The following is an 18,901-nucleotide window of genomic DNA, read 5'->3' on the forward strand; positions in this document are numbered from 1 at the left end:
GGCTTGCTGTTTTTGTTTATAACTTAATTGGTTAATAAAGTAGCATTTTAAGTGGCACTGTATGTATATACAGTTTTTTATTTGTCAGTAATAGCTTAACGAATTGGGCTGTAATTCATTTAGCGCTTCCTATTTTAGTTGTCATAGTTGCGATGAACTTCTACTATTAATTATCTATTTGTTCTTATAATGATAAGCACCTTCAGGGATCAAACATACATGATTGAGATAAACGAACAGATACTGAAAGATATAAATAGAAATTTTATTATTCCTCCTAAACCTGAAATATTAACTGAGTTACAAAATTTAATAGCAACTGGCGATGCGCCTATTGCTGATGCCGCTAAGGTAGTGGTAAAAGATTTAGCAATTTCATCAGCAATACTAAAAATAATAAATTCTCCTGCTTATGGCTTATCTCGTACTGTGTCTGATATAAAACAAGCCGTGATGTTTCTTGGTTGGGACGGAGTCAATGTGCTTGCACAGGGCTTGAAATTAAAAGAAATGTTTGCAACCGATAACAGCTGTATTAGCTTAGAAAGATTTTGGGATACTTCAACAGAGATTGCTAATGTAAACATGATGATAGGTCAGCGTCTTAAAAAACAGATAGCCATAGAGCCCTTGTATACGCTTGGGCTTTTTCATGATTGTGGTGTGCCTCCTATGGCAATAAAATATGATAATTATTTAACCGCTTTGCACTGCGCTAATCAAACAGACAAAGAAACTATTATTGAGATTGAAGAGCGTTTATATAAAACAAACCATGCAGTTGTTGGCTATTATTTTGCTAATAGTTGGCATTTACCAAAAGAGATATGTCAGTTAATCCTCAACCACCACAATGCAGCTATTCTTGCTGAGGTGACAGATACAGATGAGCAAATCTGCTTTGCTATTTTGAAAATGTCTGAAAACTTAGTGACTATGGTCAGACGAGGCTCGCCTATACCACAATGGGGTATTATAGAATCAAAAGTCTTAGATGTACTGCATTTGAACGATGATGAGTATTGTGACTTACAAGAGGACGTTATTGATTTTTTAAACAATGTATCATGACTATATTAAGCATTATTGATGGTTACTTAAGGTTCTTGGCTTTCGCCTCAGTCATCGTTTTGTGCCAATGTCATTAAAGCGATTTAGGCATCAATATTCAAATTTTGCAGGCAGTAAACAACGATTAAAGCTGCATGCGGCAACCAACGATGTCAAATGGTACAAAGGGGTAGGTTAGCACTAAGTTCGTCAATTAATTGAAAAAACAACTTCATCAAAAAAGTAACCGTATTTAGCCAAGCCTTGCTCTGCAGCTTAATATCCTATCCAAGAATGTAAAACTTTTAATAATCATCAAATGGTAAATTTGATAGTGCATAAATGCTGGGGGATTAGTAATTCCAAAGACGATTTTTGATGTTAGGCAATAATTAAAGCATGCCTGTCCTTTTAGTTCGTTAAATTATTTGACAAAATATGTGCCTGTCCTTTTATCAGGCACTTACTTCGTGCGGCATAGAAGCTTGTTTTTGATAAAGCATGTAGCTGGCGATAGTCAGTGATAGTTAAATCGCTGGCTTGTTGTTCTTCAATAATACTGCGCCATTGTTCAAGGCTGCGTGTTTTTCTCATGGCTATCTCCTCATTGAAATTCGGAAATAGCTTAATCATTTTGACGAGTGACTGGCAGGTGCATTTTGCTAGACGCTTACTATCCAAGAATGTAAAACTTTAAATAATCATCAAATGGTGAATTTGATAATGCATAAATGCTGGGGATTAGTAATTCCAAAGATGATTTTACGTTAGGCAAAATATAAAACATGCCTGTCCTTTTTATATACTTTTTATATATATCATTTGAATTTATTTAAGTATGGGTTGTCTTTTTTATACATGTCTCCGTCTTCTCTTTTTTCGATAGTTTCTTTTTGTTGTGCCTCAATCATATGTTTTTCCCAGGATTGAAAATAGCATCTACCTCGAGAAAAGCACCACCCATTGTACTTTGCCCTGGTGAAGAATTTTTGCTCTCTTGTTTGAACCAATCCAAATTAAGCGTTTTGTAAGCAATAGCGACCCCAAGAAAAGGTATAAACCAAACACAAAGTAACAATACTAAACGTTTTTGCAATGAAGGTACCCATTGATGAATTTCTCTAGATATATGCACATTCACCAAAGTGTGCAATACAACAATGAGTACTCCAAAAGCTAATAACTTAGTGTTATCCATAACTAGTAACTCCTATAGGCCAAACGAGTCTGTAGAGTAACTCGTCTTTAATCTATTTTTCTTGATACATTAACCATAGCGGAGTTCCTATTTTGATTCAATTAGTTACTTTGATTGTTCGTAAAATATTAAAAAGGATTTGCTGTTGCTTTAATTGGCGTTTTGCTAAGGAGCAACGGTGATTAAACTGCTTACCCGAGTGGGAAAGGCTAAAAAATAAACATTTCGCTAAACAATGACAACTTAGCTTCATTGAGAGATATTTGGATCAATATTCATTACGGGAGATGAATCGCCTATTGCACTGTTTGTTATTAAGTAGCACATGATGCGTGGTGTGGGGGCTGGAGGAGGCCTCCAGCTTCACTGGATTAGGTTGTTTTTAACGCATTAACTGCTGCAATTAGAACATGAATTGGGAATTGTACTGCTTCCTCAGAATTGACGATTACTTTTCTAGATGGTTCACCTTTTTCTGCACAAATTTTAATGCACCAACCAAAAATAAGCTGCGTCTCTGTTTTCTCAATTTCATTTAAATTACAAAAATCTGCTACTGACATGAAATCAATTTGCTGATTGTTGGATTCTATACTTTGTAATTTACTTCCTAAATGATTTAGCATTTTTTCATGTTTACTAAACTTCGCTTGAGTTTTACGCTCTAGCTCCTCTCGTTGCTCTATTTCCATCAGAAGAGTCTTAGCAAGCCTCATTACATCTGAATCCTGTGAAACTAAAGGTGGCGGATACTCGCCATACTTTGTTAACGATGGAACGACTTCATGAAATAGCCACCTTTGAAAATGTTTCCCAGCGCTAGATCTATCGCTAGATAAAACTCGATATAATCCAGGCTGAGTTACAAAAACCTCTTCATCTTCAGCGTACTTGCCATCTAAAACAGGCATCATTATATACTCATCAGAGTCGAGGGCATTAATCTGCCCTTTGATCACATTCAGCATAGATTTTGCGATATGATTCTCATTAATTTTACGGTTTTCTTTGTTTAATGTAATAAGTACATCTTTCAACGAGATATAAAGAATTTCTTCTTTATGAAATGTTCTTATATCGCTAGAACCAGTTTCACCGTTATAACAAACTTTTACTAAATTATTATCCATAAACTAAATATTGACTCCTAATCGAATGAATAGACTAACAGTTTATACACCAAAACGGCATGTATTACATATGTTGATAATTCCACCAATAATTACTTTTGTAAACAAGTAATTAAAATAGCAAAATTCAAGGGTTGTTATTTTGCACCAAAACGGCGGTTAATAATGTCTGATAGCTGATAGCTGATAGCTGATAGCTGATAGCTGATAGCTGACGGCTTACAGCTTCTTTTCAACTACTTTTAAACCCAATTCTAAAGCCGCCCCAGTGTTTGCCATTTACATAAATGGGTACTGATAGGTCATGTAAAATCTCACCGGTATCTCGTTTGTAGGTTTGTAATAAAAAGCTCTCAGTGTGGCTGCCACAGCGGCTGCCGGTGGCATCGTTGAAAATACGTTTAGTGCGGTTGTTTACTAAATCTTGTTGGTAATTGCCAGTTAGTGGCTGGCTGTAGCGCTTATTGTGGGTAGGGAAGTAACCTTTTTTGTCGACCGCTCCGGCAAATAGGATTTGTTTATTTTCAAGAATGGGTTCTTGAATTGGTGGTAAAACTTTATCGGTTAAGCTGTCGTAGTCGGTGCTGTACTTAGTTGGGTTACTATTGGGTATCTCTCTATAATCATGAGAAAACAACTGCTTTTCGCTCAGCTGTGATGTTGCCAGTAGCTCAGTAAATTTAGTTGATATGGCTGAGCTTGCTTGAAGTGCAGCTTCTAAAATAGGTTTAAAGAATGCGTTATGTTCTACTTTATTAAGCTCTCTAAAAATTGTTTCAGATCCCAGTGATAAATTAGATGCTTGATCAGAGATTGAAGTACTTTTTGTGGATACTTCAGCGAGTAGGTGGCTAATACTACCTACCGAGGTATTAATTTGTGTGGTTGCATTTTGAAACGCACTGACTGCTTGCTGCATGTTTTCAAGTGTTGATGATGACTCACTAATATCGTGGTTAATTGCTAAAAATGATTGGGTAACGTTTTCTAATTGTTGTTTCACAGAATCACTGCGTGTTGATACTTGCTTCATGTCGTCATTTGTTTGCATGCTATTGGCATTAATTTCGGTGAGCATATCTGCAATTTGTTTAGTGGCTTGATTGGTTTTATTGGCAAGGTTTCGTACTTCATCGGCAACCACAGCAAAGCCTCTGCCTTGCTCGCCAGCACGAGCCGCTTCAATCGCTGCGTTTAATGCGAGTAGGTTGGTTTGCTCGGCAATGGTTTGAATAACTTGGGTAATACTTTGAATATCTGTGGCACTTTTTAGAAGTAGATCTAGTTGCTTAGATACTTTATCAATGGAGCCAGATAACGAGTCTATTTGTTCTGTGGCCAGTTGCAGGCGCTGATCAGCAGAACTAGATGCCTTTGTTGTTTGCATCATTGCTTGGCTAACGGTGGTTATATCATTAGTCAGCTCGCTACTATTGTGGAATAGCGCTTGGGTTGCTTGGCTAACGGCTTCACTTTCGCTATAACAGCCATCAATTTCTTTGGCTAAACTATCAATATAAAATGCAACTTCTGCTGCACCAATAGCATTTTTAGACGTTGCCTTAGTGATATTATCAGCAACCTTAGTAATAACTACATGTTGATCAGGTTCAGGCTTAACTTGAGCTTTTTTAGCAAAAACTTTCTCCCTAAAAAACATCAGTGCGCTAAATGCAGATAACAGCAGCGCGCTAACTAGAGTCAGCTGTGCAAAAAAGTACAGTACAGCAATAACGAAATAGAATAATGTATAAAACAGTGAGTTTAAATTCATGCCATTGGCCTTTTTTTATTGTAATTTTTAGTTTTGAATATAAAACAAACTAAATCAATTATTAAAAGGTCTTATATGGGCACAAATTTACCATTAAAAAAGCCAACCCTAAGGTTGGCTTTTGCAGTAATCTATTGCAGTAATGAGCATCAACTCATTTTAGTAAGTTGCACTGCCTTTGGTACGTGGGAAGGCGATTACGTCACGTACGTTGCCCATACCCGTTACATAGGCAACTAAACGTTCAAAACCTAGGCCAAAACCTGAGTGTGGTACAGTGCCGTATTTACGTAGGTCGCGATACCAGCTGTAGTCTTCTTTGTTTAAGCCCATTTCTTCTAAACGTGCATCAAGTACATCAAGACGTTCTTCACGTTGTGAACCACCAATGATCTCGCCAATACCTGGTGCTACAACGTCCATTGCAGCAACGGTTTTGCCGTCTTCATTTTGGCGCATGTAGAATGCTTTAATATCACGTGGGTAGTTTTTAATAACTACCGGTGCTTTAAAGTGCTCTTCTGCTAAGTAACGCTCGTGCTCAGATTGTAAGTCAACACCCCATTCAACGGCGTATTCAAATTTCTTACCACAGCTTTTAAGAATTTCTACTGCATCAGTGTAATCAACTTGTGCAAAATCTTTTTCAACAAATTCTTCTAGGCGCGTGATAGCAGTTTTCTCAACACGTTGAGCAAAAAACTCCATATCATCACGACGTTCTTCAAGCACCGCCTTGAACACATACTTAAGCATGTTTTCAGCAAGTTTGGCGATATCTTCTAAATCAGCAAACGCAACTTCTGGCTCGACCATCCAAAACTCTGCCAAGTGGCGAGAAGTATTTGAATTCTCTGCACGGAAAGTCGGGCCAAAAGTATAAATTTTTGACATCGCTGAGGCGTAAGTCTCACCATTTAACTGACCTGATACCGTAAGGAATGCTTCTTTACCGAAGAAGTCTTCGCTGTAATCAACATCGCCTTTATCTGTACGTGGCAAGTTTTGCATATCAAGCGTTGATACGCGGAACATTTCGCCTGCACCTTCACAGTCACTTGCGGTGATGATAGGGGTGCTGATCCAGTAATAACCCTGCTCATGGTAGAAACGGTGAATAGCTTGCGCTAAACAGTTACGTACACGTGTTACCGCACCAATCATATTGGTACGTGGGCGAAGGTGAGCGTGCTCACGTAAATACTCAATGCTGTGGCGTTTTGCCGACATTGGGTATGAGTCTGGGTTTTCTACCCAACCAAGTACCTGTACGCTATTTGCTTGAATTTCGAAAGATTGACCTTGGCCTGCTGATTGTACTAAAACACCAGTAACTGACACAGAGCAACCGGCTGTTAGGCTAGTAACTTCATCATAATTATTTAGTGAATTAGGTACTACCGCTTGAATAGGATCAAAACACGAACCGTCATGAACGGCTAAAAATGAAATTCCTGCTTTTGAATCGCGGCGTGTACGGATCCAGCCTTTAATTGTTACTTGGCTGTCTACCGCAACCTTGCCTTTTAATAGCTCTGAAATCGCTAAGTGGCTCATCTTCACTCCAATGATATAAGTTGCCTACATTAATATGTGCGCTATTGCACTTGAACGGTGTATCTTACCTTTGAATGTAAAATAAAAAAACATTCAAAAGTAACTCTTTGCTTATTCTTTTGCATTTTTGTGGTTTTTTGTCGTTTAAAACCTAGAACTTTAATTTTTTGTGATAAGAAACAACTTAGATCAAAATTTAAAGGCGATTTTCACTGCGATAAAAACGGGTTTTGTGGCATTATATGCAATTACGATATTTAAACTAACTTGCTAAACATATAGGTATTATGAAACAAGTCTTTATTTTACGTGGTTTACCAGGGTGTGGTAAGTCTTATTATGCGCAAAACCTAGCCGATGAAATGGTAGCGGGCGATCAAAGCCAATACTTAATCTGTTCGACCGATGATTATTTTTATAATGAGCAAGGGGAGTATCAGTTTGATAAGTTCAAACTGTCGCAATACCACAATTTAAATTTAGCTCGTTTTATAAATGCGTTAGCGCAAGAAATCCCACTTATTATTGTTGATAATACTAACATCAAGAAATGGGAATTTATTGCTTATAGCCAAGCCGCTGTTGCACTAGGCTACCAAGTTAAAGAAGTGATTGTGGGTGAAGTAAAAGACAAATCAATGCAACACTTATATGCCAAACGTAATAGTCATAATATTCCACTGAAAATGATCAGCAAAATGGCTTACATGTTTGAGTGGTAGGTATTTTAAGTATCAACTAGAGTTTAGCTAATGCCTTTATATCGCATTGTGTATTCACATCTAAGTGAGTAGTGATTTTATCATTGCTGCTATCCCATTCAATATTGGCAGAAGTGATAAAATTCTTTAAAAACCCTACTTGAGGAAAGCCTTCCATTGGTGAAGGATTATTGGTACTAGGTCCGTTAATGGCGTTTCATCTAATTGATTATGGGCGTGTTACTTTTCAGCATACTTTTGTTTAATCGCTAAAATCTCTTCTTTAACTGCAAAAAAAGCATCTACTACTTTGGGGTCAAAGTGATTCCCACTGCCTTCTGCAATAATGGCAAATGTTTTTTCTTCAGAAAATGATTTTTTATAAGGACGCTTTGACGACAGGGCATCAAATACATCAGCAATAGCAACTACGCGTGCTGCAATTGGAATTTCATTACCTTTTAAGCCATCAGGATAACCAGATCCGTCCCATTTTTCATGGTGTGAGCGGGCAATAACTTCGCCTAACTTAATAACTTCAGAATCAGAACCCGAAAGTATACTGGCGCCTACAACGGTATGCTGTTTCATTATTTCCCATTCTGCAGCATCTAGTTGTCCTGCTTTTAGCAAAATATGGTCAGGTGTAGAAATCTTTCCGAGATCGTGCATTGACGCTGAAAATAAAATATTTTCAACTGTTACCTCATCTAATCCAACACTGCGTGCAACGGCTTCGGAATATAAGCTCATGCGTTGAATGTGTGCACCCGTTTCTTCATCTTTGTATTCAGCAGCTTTGGTTAGTCTATTAATTGTTTCTAGTGATGCGGCTTTAATACTTTGCATTGCTAGCTTTAGTGATTCAGTTCTTTGAGCAACTTCTGCTTCTAATTGTTTCTGATAATTTGTTCTTAAATCGTTATAGTCTTTAATCTTAAGAAGGGACTTAACACGCGATAATAGCTCGTTTTTATCTACAGGTTTTGTAATAAAATCATCACAACCAGCATCAATCCCTTTAACTCGCTCTTTTGTCTCTCTTAAGGCAGTAATAAGGATGATAGGTAATAGCTTTAATAGAGCGTCTTCTCTAACTCGACGCGTTACTTCAAAGCCGTTCATATCAGGCATCATTATATCAAGTAAAATAAGATCGACGGGTTGTTGTGCTAAAATATTTAATGCTTCTTGCCCACCAGTCGCTGTTACTGTTTTATATCCCTTGGGTTCAAGATAAGCTTGCATAAGTTCAATATTTTGAAGGTTGTCATCTACAACCAAAATTAAAGTGCTATCTTTCATTAGCTTTTCCTGTGTATCAAGGTTTAAATAATTATAGTCATTATTTTATATGTAAACTTATTTGTTGAGCGAACGTACGTGTATCAATAGGCTTAGAAATATACCCACAATTAGGTATGCACAGTAGTTGGTCTATATCAGCGGGTAAAACAGAAGCCGTAACAAAAACAATAGGAATATCTGCCGTTTCTTTTTCATGACGCAAAATTTTTGCAACTTCTGCTCCAGATATATCTGGGAGTTGGACATCTAATATAATAATTTTTGGAGTCTCACGCTTTATAATCAAAAGCGCATCTGTTGCGTTCATAGCAGTAAATACTTCAAAATTTGCCATGAGTAAAAGATCTTCCTCTAGCAATAGATTATTCGCATTATCATCAACTACAACTATTTTGGTTTTCATTATGCTTGACCACAGACTTTTGTTTAATTGGCAAAGTGATACGAACTGATGTGCCTTTATTAACACCTTCAGATTCAATAACAAACTCGCCTCCATGCAACTTAACTAGACTTTTTGCAATAGGGAGTCCAAGCCCTGTACCTTCGGTTAATCTAGAATAGGGGGTTTCTATACGGAAAAAACCTTCAAATATTTTTTCCATATTTTCAGCAGCAATACCTATACCCGTATCCCAAATTATTATTTCTATTTCTGTATCAGTATGTCGTGTTTTGACACCAATTTGACCCTCATCTGGTGTGAATTTCACTGCATTTGAAAGCAAATTATAAAGTATCTGTTTAACCTTAAGAGAGTCAGCTTCAATTGGTGGCAAGTCATCAGCAATGTCAAGACACATATTCAATTTTTTCTGATTAGCTGTATCAGCTGTAAGCCCTGTAATCTCGTGCAATACTTGGCGTATCGGCAAATAAGAGATTGTTAGACTCATTTTGCCAGCTTCAATCTTTGCCATATCCAGTATTTCGTTAATAAGTAACAGTAAATGTTTGCCGCTCACCAATACATTTTTAACATACTGTTTTTGTTTGTCGTTTAAAGTGCCAAAAGTTTCGTCGTAGAGCACTTCAGAAAAACCATTAATAGAATTAAGTGGGGTTCTTAGTTCATGCGACATATTTGCTAGAAACTCTGACTTAACTCGAGCTGCACTTTCCAAGTCATTAGTTAGCACTTCCAGCTCTTTGTTCGCTTTTACTAGCCCTTCTTGAATGGCATTACGTTCGGTAATGTCTTCGATAGACAATAAAATTATACGATCTTCTGATTGCGTACGTTTAATTTGCCTTGCGTTGAGCAACATTGTGCGCCAGCCAATTGTTTTAAAGTTATGCTCAACTTTGTAATCATCAAAGCTCGTTTTTTGAGGCAATATAGTTTCTAATAATTCACGTAGTTTGGGAATGTTCCATTGGTTATTACCAAGGTTGTATATCAGCTTCCCAACCGTGTCTTTGTGATTTGCGCGAAAAAACTCATAAAATGAGCGGCTCGCTGTTACTACTCTTAAGTGCTGGTCTAAAACAATCAGTGGTTCTCGAACCGTATTTACAATACTTTCGGAGTATTCTAATAGTTCTTTCTTGGTACTTATTTTATTCACTATCTAGATCCTTTGTACCATTAAGGGCGGAACTATTTCATAAACTTTAAAATTTAGGTTCTGCAACGCTGTGTATATAGTTTTTATACTAAATACACTAAAACAATACATTAATAATGTGTTTTAATTTGTACTATGTTGTACTAACTAATATAAAAAGCGTAACTGGATAAGCGATATTAGAGTGGGACTATCTCAATATTAATATACGTTTAGTAAACAGTAACAATTCATTAATAGCAAGAAGTTCATTGTTTAACGCGAATATATTATTAGCCGTCGGACATCGTGGGAGCTTTAAAAGAAAAAAGTATTCGTTTTAAGCGCAATAGGGCAGGCTTTAACGGGGAACGTGTTTAAATTTCCTCTGGATTATTGCCCGCAGCTTGCTGCGTAGTATTGAGTAATGAGTGAATTTATACACAAAAGCCACAATGTGACAGTTTTACTTTATCACTGAGTTTTTCCTGCAAAATATAGAAGAGATTCTTGATGTGAGAGTTGCTAGGGCAATCACAAAAATTTGTGCTGAAATAGAAAAGCGCTACGAAATCAAATTTTAGCAGTTGCGACGGATAAAGGTTATATTCATTTTTAGTGCAATCAGTTCCAACCTACAGCATTACACAGTTGGTAACGATTATTAGAAGTTTAACGGTAAGAGAGGTTTTTAAAAGTGCCTTTATGTTAAAAAGCAGTTGCCTAAATAAACAGTTAACTCGCTTTTAAGCTTTGGTAAATCAAACTGGGTTTGCTATATCAGCGGCTAGCATACGAGATAGAGGGAATGACAATGAGCCCCCCCTAACGGAAAGATCCTACGCTGCTATTGTCATATAGTTTGTGATTAACGATAACAATAATCACAAACTCGCTTAATAGATAAAAACACTAAATGTATCGGTAAGTTACTTATACCTAGCATTATAATTTGTATTGAGACCGGTTATTAAGCGTAATACTTGCCTTTAATGGCATTATAAATGGTATCACACAGTTTTTTTATACTGGTATCGTCACTTATATACGGTGGCATAAGGTAAATTAGTTTACCAAAAGGGCGGATCCATACGCCTTGCTCTACAAAATAAGCCTGAATTTTAGCAACATCGACATTGCCTGCAGCATCGTTTAGTTCAACAACACCTATTGCGCCTAAGGTACGTACATTGGCAACAGCATCTAGTTCACTGCACTCATTAAGTTGTTGCAGTTGAATGTATATTTGGCTTATTCGTTGTTGCCAGTCTTGCTCAAGTAATAAATCAATACTCGCACAAGCCACAGCGCAGGCCAATGGATTGCCCATAAATGTTGGGCCATGCATTAACACCCCAGCTTCACCTTCGCTGATACCAATGGCAATTTTATCTGTGGTTAATGTGGCAGATAACGTCATCATGCCACCTGTGAGTGCCTTGCCTATGCATAAAATATCTGGCTCAATATCAGCATGTTCTACGGCAAATAACTTACCTGTGCGGCCAAACCCTGTGGCTATTTCATCACAAATTAATAATACGCCGTAACGATCGCATAGTTCACGCACGGTTCTTAAATACTCAGGATGATAGAAGTTCATTCCCCCTGCATTTTGTACAATTGGCTCGATGATAAAAGCTGCAACATGCTGATGATGTTCTTCGAAATACTGTGCAAGGTGGTGTGCTTCTAGTTTATCGAACTGTTGTCCAAACTGAGTCTTTGGTGCAGGCACAAATACATGCTCAGGTAAAAAGCCTTGGTATAAAGAGTGCATTGAATTAATAGGATCACATACGCTCATTGCTGCAAAGGTATCGCCATGGTAACCCTTTAGCGGCGTCATCAGTTTTTGTTTGCTGGTTACTCCTTGACTAAGCCAATATTGCAAAGCCATTTTTATCGCCACTTCAACACTTACCGAGCCGCTGTCGGCTAAAAATACTTTTTGCAACTTACTCGGGGTTATTGCAACCAGCTTTTTACAAAGCTCTACTGCTGGCTGGTGGGTTATGCCACCAAACATTACATGGCTCATTTTATCTACTTGCTCAATCACTGCATTTTTCAATACTGGATGACCATAACCATGAATAGCACTCCACCATGAGGCCATACCGTCAATAAGTTGTTCGCCCGTTTCTAAGTGAATAAGGTTGTGACTTGCATGCGTTACGGGGTAAACCGGAATAGGTTGAGTCATTGAGGTGTAGGGGTGCCAAATGTGCTGACGATCAAAATCAAGGTCTATCGTTTGTTTATTAATCATATGTAAACTTTAACTAAGTGGGCTTCGTTGACAATGGTACGGCAATACGTATTCTAAGCCAATAACACCAAGAGCAAAAAATAAAAGAGAGTATTATGGAGCTTGCAACAGTTCGACACGATTGGACCCACAGTGAGGTGAAAGCCTTATTTGAAATGCCATTTAACGATTTATTATTTAAAGCCGCCTCTGTGCATCGCGCTAATTTTAATCCAAACGAAGTACAAATTTCTACGTTGTTATCTATTAAAACCGGTGCCTGCCCAGAAGACTGTAAATATTGCCCGCAATCGGGTCATTACAAAACTGATTTAGAACGCGAACGCCTAATAGAAGTTGAAAAAGTGGTAGAGCAAGCGCGGTTAGCAAAACAAAAAGGCGCTACCCGTTTTTGTATGGGGGCTGCATGGTCAGATCCAAAAGACAGAGACATGCCATACATTTCGCAAATGGTAAAAGAAGTAAAAGCCCTTGGCCTTGAAACCTGTATGACGTTAGGCATGTTAAATAACGAAAAAGCGCATGAACTGCGCAGTGCAGGGCTTGATTACTATAACCACAACCTCGACACTTCACCTGAATACTATGAGCAAATTATATCAACTCGCACCTTTCAAGACCGCCTTGATACTATAGGTAATGTGCGAGACGCTGGTATGAAAGTATGCTCCGGCGGTATTGTGGGTATGGGGGAACAAGCAAGCGACCGTTATGGCTTATTAATGCAGTTAGCTAATTTACCCCAGCAGCCCGAAAGCGTGCCAATTAATATGCTAGTAAAGGTAAAAGGGACACCGCTTGAAAACGTTGATGACTTAGATCAGTTTGAGTTTATTCGTACCATTGCCACAGCACGTATTATGATGCCGCATAGTTACGTACGTTTATCAGCAGGGCGCACTGCAATGAACGAGCAAATGCAATCAATGTGCTTTTTTGCCGGTGCAAACTCTATATTTTATGGTGATAAACTTCTTACTACCGAAAACCCAGAAGCCGATGCCGACATGCAATTAATTAAAAAGCTCGGGATGAACCCAGAAACACGCCACGATTATTCAGATGAAGCCGTTGCTGCGTCTTTGTCATCGCAAGTGGCTGATAAAGCAACCGCAGAATTGTTTTACGAAGCGTAAAGTGCTCAGTACTATGGTAATGGTTTAAAGTATCGCGTTGAAGGTTAAAGCATTTATGTCATTTGAATTTATAAACACTCATTTAGATGAACGCAAAGCACAACAGCTATTGCGTAAACGCTATGTAGTGCAAAGCGCAACGGCGCGCACTATTACGGTTAATGATAAAACCTACCTTAACTTTGCGAGTAACGATTATTTAGGATTTGGCGATTCGCCAGTAGAGTTAACCAGCGCGCCATTGCTAGGTAGCCACAGCTCAGCATTAGTGACGGGTTATCAACAGCCACAGCAAGCGCTTGAGCAAGCTTTATGTAGTGCTTTGGGTTATGAAGCTGGCATGTTGTTTAATTCGGGCTTTAGCGCAAATAGCAGTGTGATTAAAGCCTTGTTTCAAGATAAAGCGACAGCGCAGCACAGTGCGATTTTTCAAGATAAACTCAATCACGCCAGTTTAATTGATGGCGCATTACACGCCAACGCCGCGTTAATACGTTTTAACCATAACGATATAAACCATTTACGCTCACGGCTAGAAAAATCAAAAGCGCGCAATAAGCTCATTGTGTCTGAGGGTGTGTTTTCAATGGATGGTGATACCGCGCCAATTAAAGCGCTATTTGCCTTAGCAAAGCAGCATAACGCCTGGCTAATGATAGACGATGCACATGGTTTTGGTGCTTTAGGAAAATCGGGGCTAGGCAGTTGTGAAGCCTTAATTGCAGCCGATACCTTGCCCGATATTTTAGTGATCACCTTTGGTAAAGCGGTTGCTAGTAGTGGGGCGTGCGTATTAGGTTCGCAGCATTTTATAGATTACATGCTGCAGTTTAATCGTGATTATACCTACTCAACCGCTATGTCACCGTTTATTGCCGCTCATACTTTGGCACGTATTAAAAGCATAAGAGACGCCAACGACAGGCGAGCCAAATTAAACGCTAATATTGCGCTGTTTAAACGCCTAGCAAAAGAGCAGCACATTGCGCTAATGGACTCCAACACCGCGATTCAACCGATTGTTTTAGGCTGCGCCGAGCAAACGTTAAAAGCCAGTGAGCAACTAAAGCAGCAGGGCATTTGGCTAACGGCTATTCGCCCGCCAACTGTTTTACACAATACCTCGCGTTTGCGTATTACCTTAAGTGCAGCCCACTCCCATGACGATATAAAACAACTCGTTGGTAGTTTACAAAAGGTCATTTCATGATAAGCCCGCAGGCAATTAAAACTAAGCCACTTAGCCCTACAACTGTGTGTATAGCTGCTCAGGTTTTAAAAATAACCACGGCGCATAACTTTTCAAAAGCAGCAAACAGTTACAGCCAGCATGCCAATGTGCAAAAACAAGCGGCAGATGATTTATTTAAACTCATTAGTGCAAACCCTAGCAAGCTCTGTGTTGACCTAGGCGCAGGGCCGCTTGTTAATACTCAGGCTTTAAGGGCATTATTCGGCCAAGTTGTTGCCATAGATTTAAGTTTTAACATGCTAAAAAGCAGTAATTTAAACACCCCAAAACTGTGCGCCGATATGGATAACTTACCGCTGCAAGCTAACAGTATTGACGTGCTATTTAGTAATTTTGCGCTGCAGTGGTCTGCTAATTTTGAAATCTTAATGCACTCGCTTTACCAAGCATTAAAACCAGGCGGGCAAGCCTATATTAGTACGGTTGTTGCAGGGTCATTAAACGAAATAAAAACCGCCTTTGCAGTGCTTGATTCACATAATCATATTAATCAGTTTGCAAGCCATAATAATATAAACCAATCGGTCGAAAAGGCAGGGTTTAAGATCAACGCATCAAAAAAAGTCATTTATACCGATCAACACAGCAGTGCATTAGCGGCTATAAAATCGATTAAAGCCATTGGTGCCACAGCACAAAATCATGCAACAAGTCGTCGTGGTTTATTAACCAAATCAGCGCTGCAAAAAGTATGTGATGCCTATCCGATTATAAACAATAAAGCCCATGTATCTTACCATGTAGTATTGTTATCATTAGAAAAAGCCCAGTAAAAATAATAAGGCCATGCAATGAACCAGTTTTTTATTACCGGTACCGATACCGATGCCGGTAAAACTCATGTAACCAGTTTGCTGTTAAAGTTACTCGCACAACATAAAAAGCGCGCAATAGGTTTTAAGCCGATTGCCTCTGGGTGTGAAATGGCGTTTGAGCAGCTCGTAAACGCCGATGCGCTAATGCTAATGGAAAGTGCCACAGTCAGCGCTAAATACGACATAATTAACCCATTTGCATTTGCGCCGCCAATAGCTCCGCACATTGCTGCAGAGCAAGCGGGACTAAACATAACAGTAGAAAAGCTAAGCACGGCTTATCAACATGTTAAGCAACAAGGCGCAGATTATCTGTTAACAGAAGGTGCAGGTGGCTGGGCATTACCAATTAATAATAACGAGTGTTTATACGACTGGGTAAAAGCAGAGCAACTACCAGTAATATTAGTGGTAGGGATGAAACTAGGCTGTATAAATCATGCATTACTCACTGCAGCACATATGCAAAGTATGGGTGTTAATTGCATTGGCTGGATTGCAAACCAAGTTGATGCCACTATGGATGAATACCAAGCAAACCTAGATTCACTTAAAACACGTTTACCATTTCCACTGCTTGCCATTAGCCCATACACAGAGCAAACCCCTAAATTACAAATTTATAAAACCCTGCTTGAAAAATTATCCATAAATCCATAAATAACCCTTGTGTTGTGACATAGTTTGTCACAGAATAGCGCTGACGTTATGACATAGTGTGTCATAACGCAGTGATTGCTCAAAGCCGATCAAACATAGTAAATCGCTCAGCAATAAATGTTATTTTTGGAGAACTCGTATGAAACGTGTATTTTTGTTTTTATTAACTAACCTCGCGGTTATGTTGGTATTAGGTGTGGTGCTTTCAATAATAATGAGTGCGCTGGGCTTAAGCCATCGTAGCCTTGGCGGAATTTTACTAATTGCGACTGTATTTGGTTTTGGTGGATCGTTTATTTCGTTATTTATGTCGAAATGGATCGCCAAAAAATCGACCGGTGCACAGGTTATTACAAAACCAAGTAACGAAACCGAGCAGTGGTTAATGAACACGGTTGCCGCGCAAGCTAAAAAAGCCGGTATTAATATGCCTGAAGTGGCTATTTACGACAGCCCAGAAATGAACGCCTTTGCAACCGGCCCGAGTAAAAATAACTCGCTGGTGGCGGTAAGTACGGGTTTATTACACAACATGACCCAAGATCAAGCCGAGGCAGTGCTTGCGCACGAAGTATCGCACGTGGCTAATGGCGACATGGTAACGCTAACGCTTATTCAAGGCGTGGTTAATACCTTTGTTATTTTTGCCGCTAAAGTACTGGCTGGCATTGTTGACAACTTTATCAATAGCGATGAAGAAGAGGGCGGCAGCAGCTGGACTTACTTCTTATTCGATATGTTATTCCAAATATTATTTGGCGTACTGGCAAGCATAGTGGTTGCTCATTATAGCCGTAAGCGTGAATTTGCAGCCGATAGCGGCGCAGCTCAGTTAGTAGGCGCAGACAAAATGCGTTCAGCCCTTGAACGATTAAAGCAAAACCACCCATCGCAATTAGAAGGCTCAATGATGGCCTTTGGTATTGCCAGTGGTAAAGGCATGGCTGAGTTGTTTTCATCTCATCCACCGCTTGATGCACGTATAGACGCACTACGACGTTAAAAAATTCAAGTTTTTCACAGTACTTGTAAACAAAAAGCCTGCATTTGCAGGCTTTTTTATGTTTAATAGTTTTTATTGCGATTGAATAATGTCTGTAATGCCCTCTGGCGAGAGTATTTCAATCCAGTAACCGTCTGGGTCTTTAATAAAGGCAAGGCCTTTCATTGAGCCGCCATCTGGCTGTTTTACAAACTCCACATCGTATTTAGCAAAGCGTTCGCAGGCAGCATATACATCGGGTACGCTAATACCAATATGGCCAAAGCCTTTTGGTTCTTCATTACCACTATGATAACCGTTAAAGCTGTCGTCGTTTTCAGTACCCCAGTTATGGGTAAGTTCAATGAGCGCAGGGCGGCGAAACACCCACTGCGTTTTTTCTTTATCATCGCCTTTAGGCATATCTTGCTCGTAGCCTAAAAAGTACAAAGTAAACTCCATACCAGGAAAGTCGTACTTACCTAACAGCTTCATGCCCAATACGTTTTCATAAAATGCCAGCGATGGTTTTGGATCTTTAATACGCAACATGGTTTGCTGCATCACATAGCCCTCAGTGGCCTGTGCAATTTGCTCTGGAGATTCGTTATAGCTAGACATGAGATAATCCTTAATAAAATGACTGAAAAAACCTTAATGGATTTAAAAAGGCAGGGTGTGCGCTCATCATAATAAACAGCAGCAAAAATTAAAACCACTTAGCTAAATTACTAGCCAGTGAGTTGGGAGTTTTATCAACAAAAATGACACAACCAATATGTACTGTGTGTATGTACAGTGATTGTGTTTTGTCCGATATTACTGATCTCCACCATTATGGTGTATTGCTACATTTATAAAACCTGAGTATAGATTAACTAATTGTTTACAGGTGTTTATTTTCTGGCTAAGATGAACAGATTGTAATATATGAACATTTGACGGTTTATAAAGCGACAAATGTCGTAGGTGAAATTGTTAAAAATACATAATAATCTTTAATGTTCTACCTAATTGGACAAGGGAAAAGGCAATTTTTAATGACTGAATCAATACTTCAAACCTACCTTAACGAACAGCACATAAAAACTGATGTCCCAGCGAACATTGATAGCCTGACGAAGGCTGTAAAAGAAGTCAAAAAATATCTAACAAGAAAAAAGATAAAGTCGGATTTCATCCCCTATACCCTCGTGGCTCTCGACCCAAAGGTAAAAGACAGTGACCCAGTGGCGCAGGAAGTGGAAAAGGTAATTATCAAAAATTGGCCTGCTTTTAAGAATAGTGTGGCGGCCACCAATGATACATCCACCACCTACATACGGGCAGTGATCTTAGAATCGCTGTCTCAGCTATCGAAAGATGATGGGGCTACGGCAGCGCTGGTCTGGTTGTGTAATGGTCTAATGAAACTGGACAGGTTTATAGCGTAAAATGAGCTAAACCCAAAAGGTATCACTATGACCAGAAAATCAAAAGTAACACTCAGTGCACAACAAAAACTTGAATATGCCAAATT

General features: G+C 38.9%; 18 protein-coding genes and 2 pseudogenes. 9 read left to right on the plus strand and 11 right to left on the minus strand.

Annotation, left to right across the window (positions count from 1 at the left end; translation table 11 throughout):
- The first annotated feature begins 219 nt into the window (after positions 1-219).
- Positions 220-1,071, plus strand: coding sequence for an HDOD domain-containing protein (locus tag H5186_RS18830; RefSeq protein WP_182794778.1), 852 nt, complete (start codon positions 220-222; stop codon positions 1,069-1,071).
- 390 nt (positions 1,072-1,461) lie between these two features.
- On the opposite strand, the gene H5186_RS18835 is transcribed toward H5186_RS18830, so the two are convergent.
- The 5 genes from H5186_RS18835 to asnS form a co-directional block, all read right to left on the minus strand.
- Positions 1,462-1,644 carry a hypothetical protein gene (locus H5186_RS18835; RefSeq protein WP_259400375.1) on the minus strand — a complete coding sequence of 61 codons (183 nt, stop codon included), beginning with the start codon at positions 1,642-1,644 and terminating at the stop codon, positions 1,462-1,464.
- A 313-nt stretch (positions 1,645-1,957) separates the two neighbouring features.
- On the minus strand, positions 1,958-2,248 hold the full coding sequence (locus H5186_RS18840) for a hypothetical protein (RefSeq protein ID WP_182794779.1): 291 nt from the start codon (positions 2,246-2,248) through the stop codon (positions 1,958-1,960).
- A gap of 371 nt (positions 2,249-2,619) precedes the next feature.
- The gene (locus tag H5186_RS18845; RefSeq protein WP_182794780.1) at positions 2,620-3,378 is read right to left on the minus strand and encodes a BRO family protein; all 759 of its coding nucleotides are present in this window, start codon (positions 3,376-3,378) and stop codon (positions 2,620-2,622) included.
- A 232-nt stretch (positions 3,379-3,610) separates the two neighbouring features.
- Positions 3,611-5,152 carry a methyl-accepting chemotaxis protein gene (locus H5186_RS18850; RefSeq protein WP_182794781.1) on the minus strand — a complete coding sequence of 514 codons (1,542 nt, stop codon included), beginning with the start codon at positions 5,150-5,152 and terminating at the stop codon, positions 3,611-3,613.
- A 159-nt stretch (positions 5,153-5,311) separates the two neighbouring features.
- On the minus strand, positions 5,312-6,709 hold the full coding sequence (gene asnS / locus H5186_RS18855) for an asparagine--tRNA ligase (protein WP_064666209.1): 1,398 nt from the start codon (positions 6,707-6,709) through the stop codon (positions 5,312-5,314).
- Positions 6,710-6,996: 287 nt separating this feature from the next.
- Here asnS and H5186_RS18860 point away from each other — a divergent pair, with 287 nt between their 5' ends.
- Positions 6,997-7,431 carry an AAA family ATPase gene (locus H5186_RS18860; RefSeq protein ID WP_145233300.1) on the plus strand — a complete coding sequence of 145 codons (435 nt, stop codon included), beginning with the start codon at positions 6,997-6,999 and terminating at the stop codon, positions 7,429-7,431.
- A gap of 97 nt (positions 7,432-7,528) precedes the next feature.
- Here H5186_RS18860 and H5186_RS23120 read toward each other — a convergent pair.
- The 4 genes and pseudogenes from H5186_RS23120 to H5186_RS23325 form a co-directional block, all read right to left on the minus strand.
- Positions 7,529-7,621 (minus strand): annotated as a pseudogene (locus H5186_RS23120) (chloramphenicol acetyltransferase); the annotation flags it as partial.
- 29 nt (positions 7,622-7,650) lie between these two features.
- Positions 7,651-8,715 (minus strand): HD domain-containing phosphohydrolase, encoded by a 1,065-nt coding sequence (locus tag H5186_RS18865; protein WP_182794782.1) that lies wholly within the window; start codon positions 8,713-8,715, stop codon positions 7,651-7,653.
- 40 nt (positions 8,716-8,755) lie between these two features.
- A complete protein-coding gene (locus H5186_RS18870; protein ID WP_182794783.1) occupies positions 8,756-9,121 on the minus strand; it encodes a response regulator in 366 nt (121 codons plus the stop codon).
- Positions 9,096-10,286 carry a HAMP domain-containing sensor histidine kinase gene (locus H5186_RS23325; protein WP_182794784.1) on the minus strand — a complete coding sequence of 397 codons (1,191 nt, stop codon included), beginning with the start codon at positions 10,284-10,286 and terminating at the stop codon, positions 9,096-9,098. The genes H5186_RS18870 and H5186_RS23325 overlap by 26 nt, the downstream gene beginning before the upstream one ends.
- A gap of 406 nt (positions 10,287-10,692) precedes the next feature.
- On the opposite strand from H5186_RS23325, the pseudogene tnpA reads away from it, so the two are divergent.
- Positions 10,693-10,987: pseudogene (tnpA, locus tag H5186_RS23135) on the plus strand (IS200/IS605 family transposase); the annotation flags it as partial.
- Positions 10,988-11,235: 248 nt separating this feature from the next.
- Here the strand turns inward: tnpA and bioA are convergent.
- Positions 11,236-12,537: an adenosylmethionine--8-amino-7-oxononanoate transaminase gene (gene bioA, locus H5186_RS18880; RefSeq protein ID WP_182794785.1), complete on the minus strand. Its 1,302-nt coding sequence runs from the start codon at positions 12,535-12,537 to the stop codon at positions 11,236-11,238.
- Between the two features lie 95 nt (positions 12,538-12,632).
- On the opposite strand from bioA, the gene bioB reads away from it, so the two are divergent.
- The 5 genes from bioB (at position 12,633) to htpX (ending at position 17,403) form a co-directional block, all read left to right on the plus strand.
- On the plus strand, positions 12,633-13,673 hold the full coding sequence (bioB, locus tag H5186_RS18885; RefSeq protein WP_058154647.1) for a biotin synthase BioB: 1,041 nt from the start codon (positions 12,633-12,635) through the stop codon (positions 13,671-13,673).
- A gap of 55 nt (positions 13,674-13,728) precedes the next feature.
- On the plus strand, positions 13,729-14,883 hold the full coding sequence (locus H5186_RS18890) for an 8-amino-7-oxononanoate synthase (RefSeq protein WP_182794786.1): 1,155 nt from the start codon (positions 13,729-13,731) through the stop codon (positions 14,881-14,883).
- The gene (locus H5186_RS18895) at positions 14,880-15,698 is read left to right on the plus strand and encodes a methyltransferase domain-containing protein (RefSeq protein ID WP_182794787.1); all 819 of its coding nucleotides are present in this window, start codon (positions 14,880-14,882) and stop codon (positions 15,696-15,698) included. The genes H5186_RS18890 and H5186_RS18895 overlap by 4 nt, the downstream gene beginning before the upstream one ends.
- An 18-nt stretch (positions 15,699-15,716) precedes the next feature.
- On the plus strand, positions 15,717-16,400 hold the full coding sequence (bioD, locus tag H5186_RS18900; RefSeq protein WP_182794788.1) for a dethiobiotin synthase: 684 nt from the start codon (positions 15,717-15,719) through the stop codon (positions 16,398-16,400).
- 139 nt (positions 16,401-16,539) lie between these two features.
- Positions 16,540-17,403 (plus strand): protease HtpX, encoded by an 864-nt coding sequence (gene htpX / locus H5186_RS18905; RefSeq protein ID WP_182794789.1) that lies wholly within the window; start codon positions 16,540-16,542, stop codon positions 17,401-17,403.
- A gap of 72 nt (positions 17,404-17,475) precedes the next feature.
- Here htpX and gloA read toward each other — a convergent pair whose 3' ends face one another.
- On the minus strand, positions 17,476-18,003 hold the full coding sequence (gloA, locus tag H5186_RS18910; protein ID WP_182794790.1) for a lactoylglutathione lyase: 528 nt from the start codon (positions 18,001-18,003) through the stop codon (positions 17,476-17,478).
- A 419-nt stretch (positions 18,004-18,422) separates the two neighbouring features.
- On the opposite strand from gloA, the gene H5186_RS18915 reads away from it, so the two are divergent.
- A complete protein-coding gene (locus tag H5186_RS18915; protein ID WP_182794791.1) occupies positions 18,423-18,815 on the plus strand; it encodes a GTPase-associated system all-helical protein GASH in 393 nt (130 codons plus the stop codon).
- The last annotated feature ends 86 nt before the right edge of the window (positions 18,816-18,901 follow it).

The organism is Pseudoalteromonas sp. SG41-2, from assembly GCF_014164535.1.
GTDB lineage: Bacteria > Pseudomonadota > Gammaproteobacteria > Enterobacterales > Alteromonadaceae > Pseudoalteromonas > Pseudoalteromonas rhizosphaerae.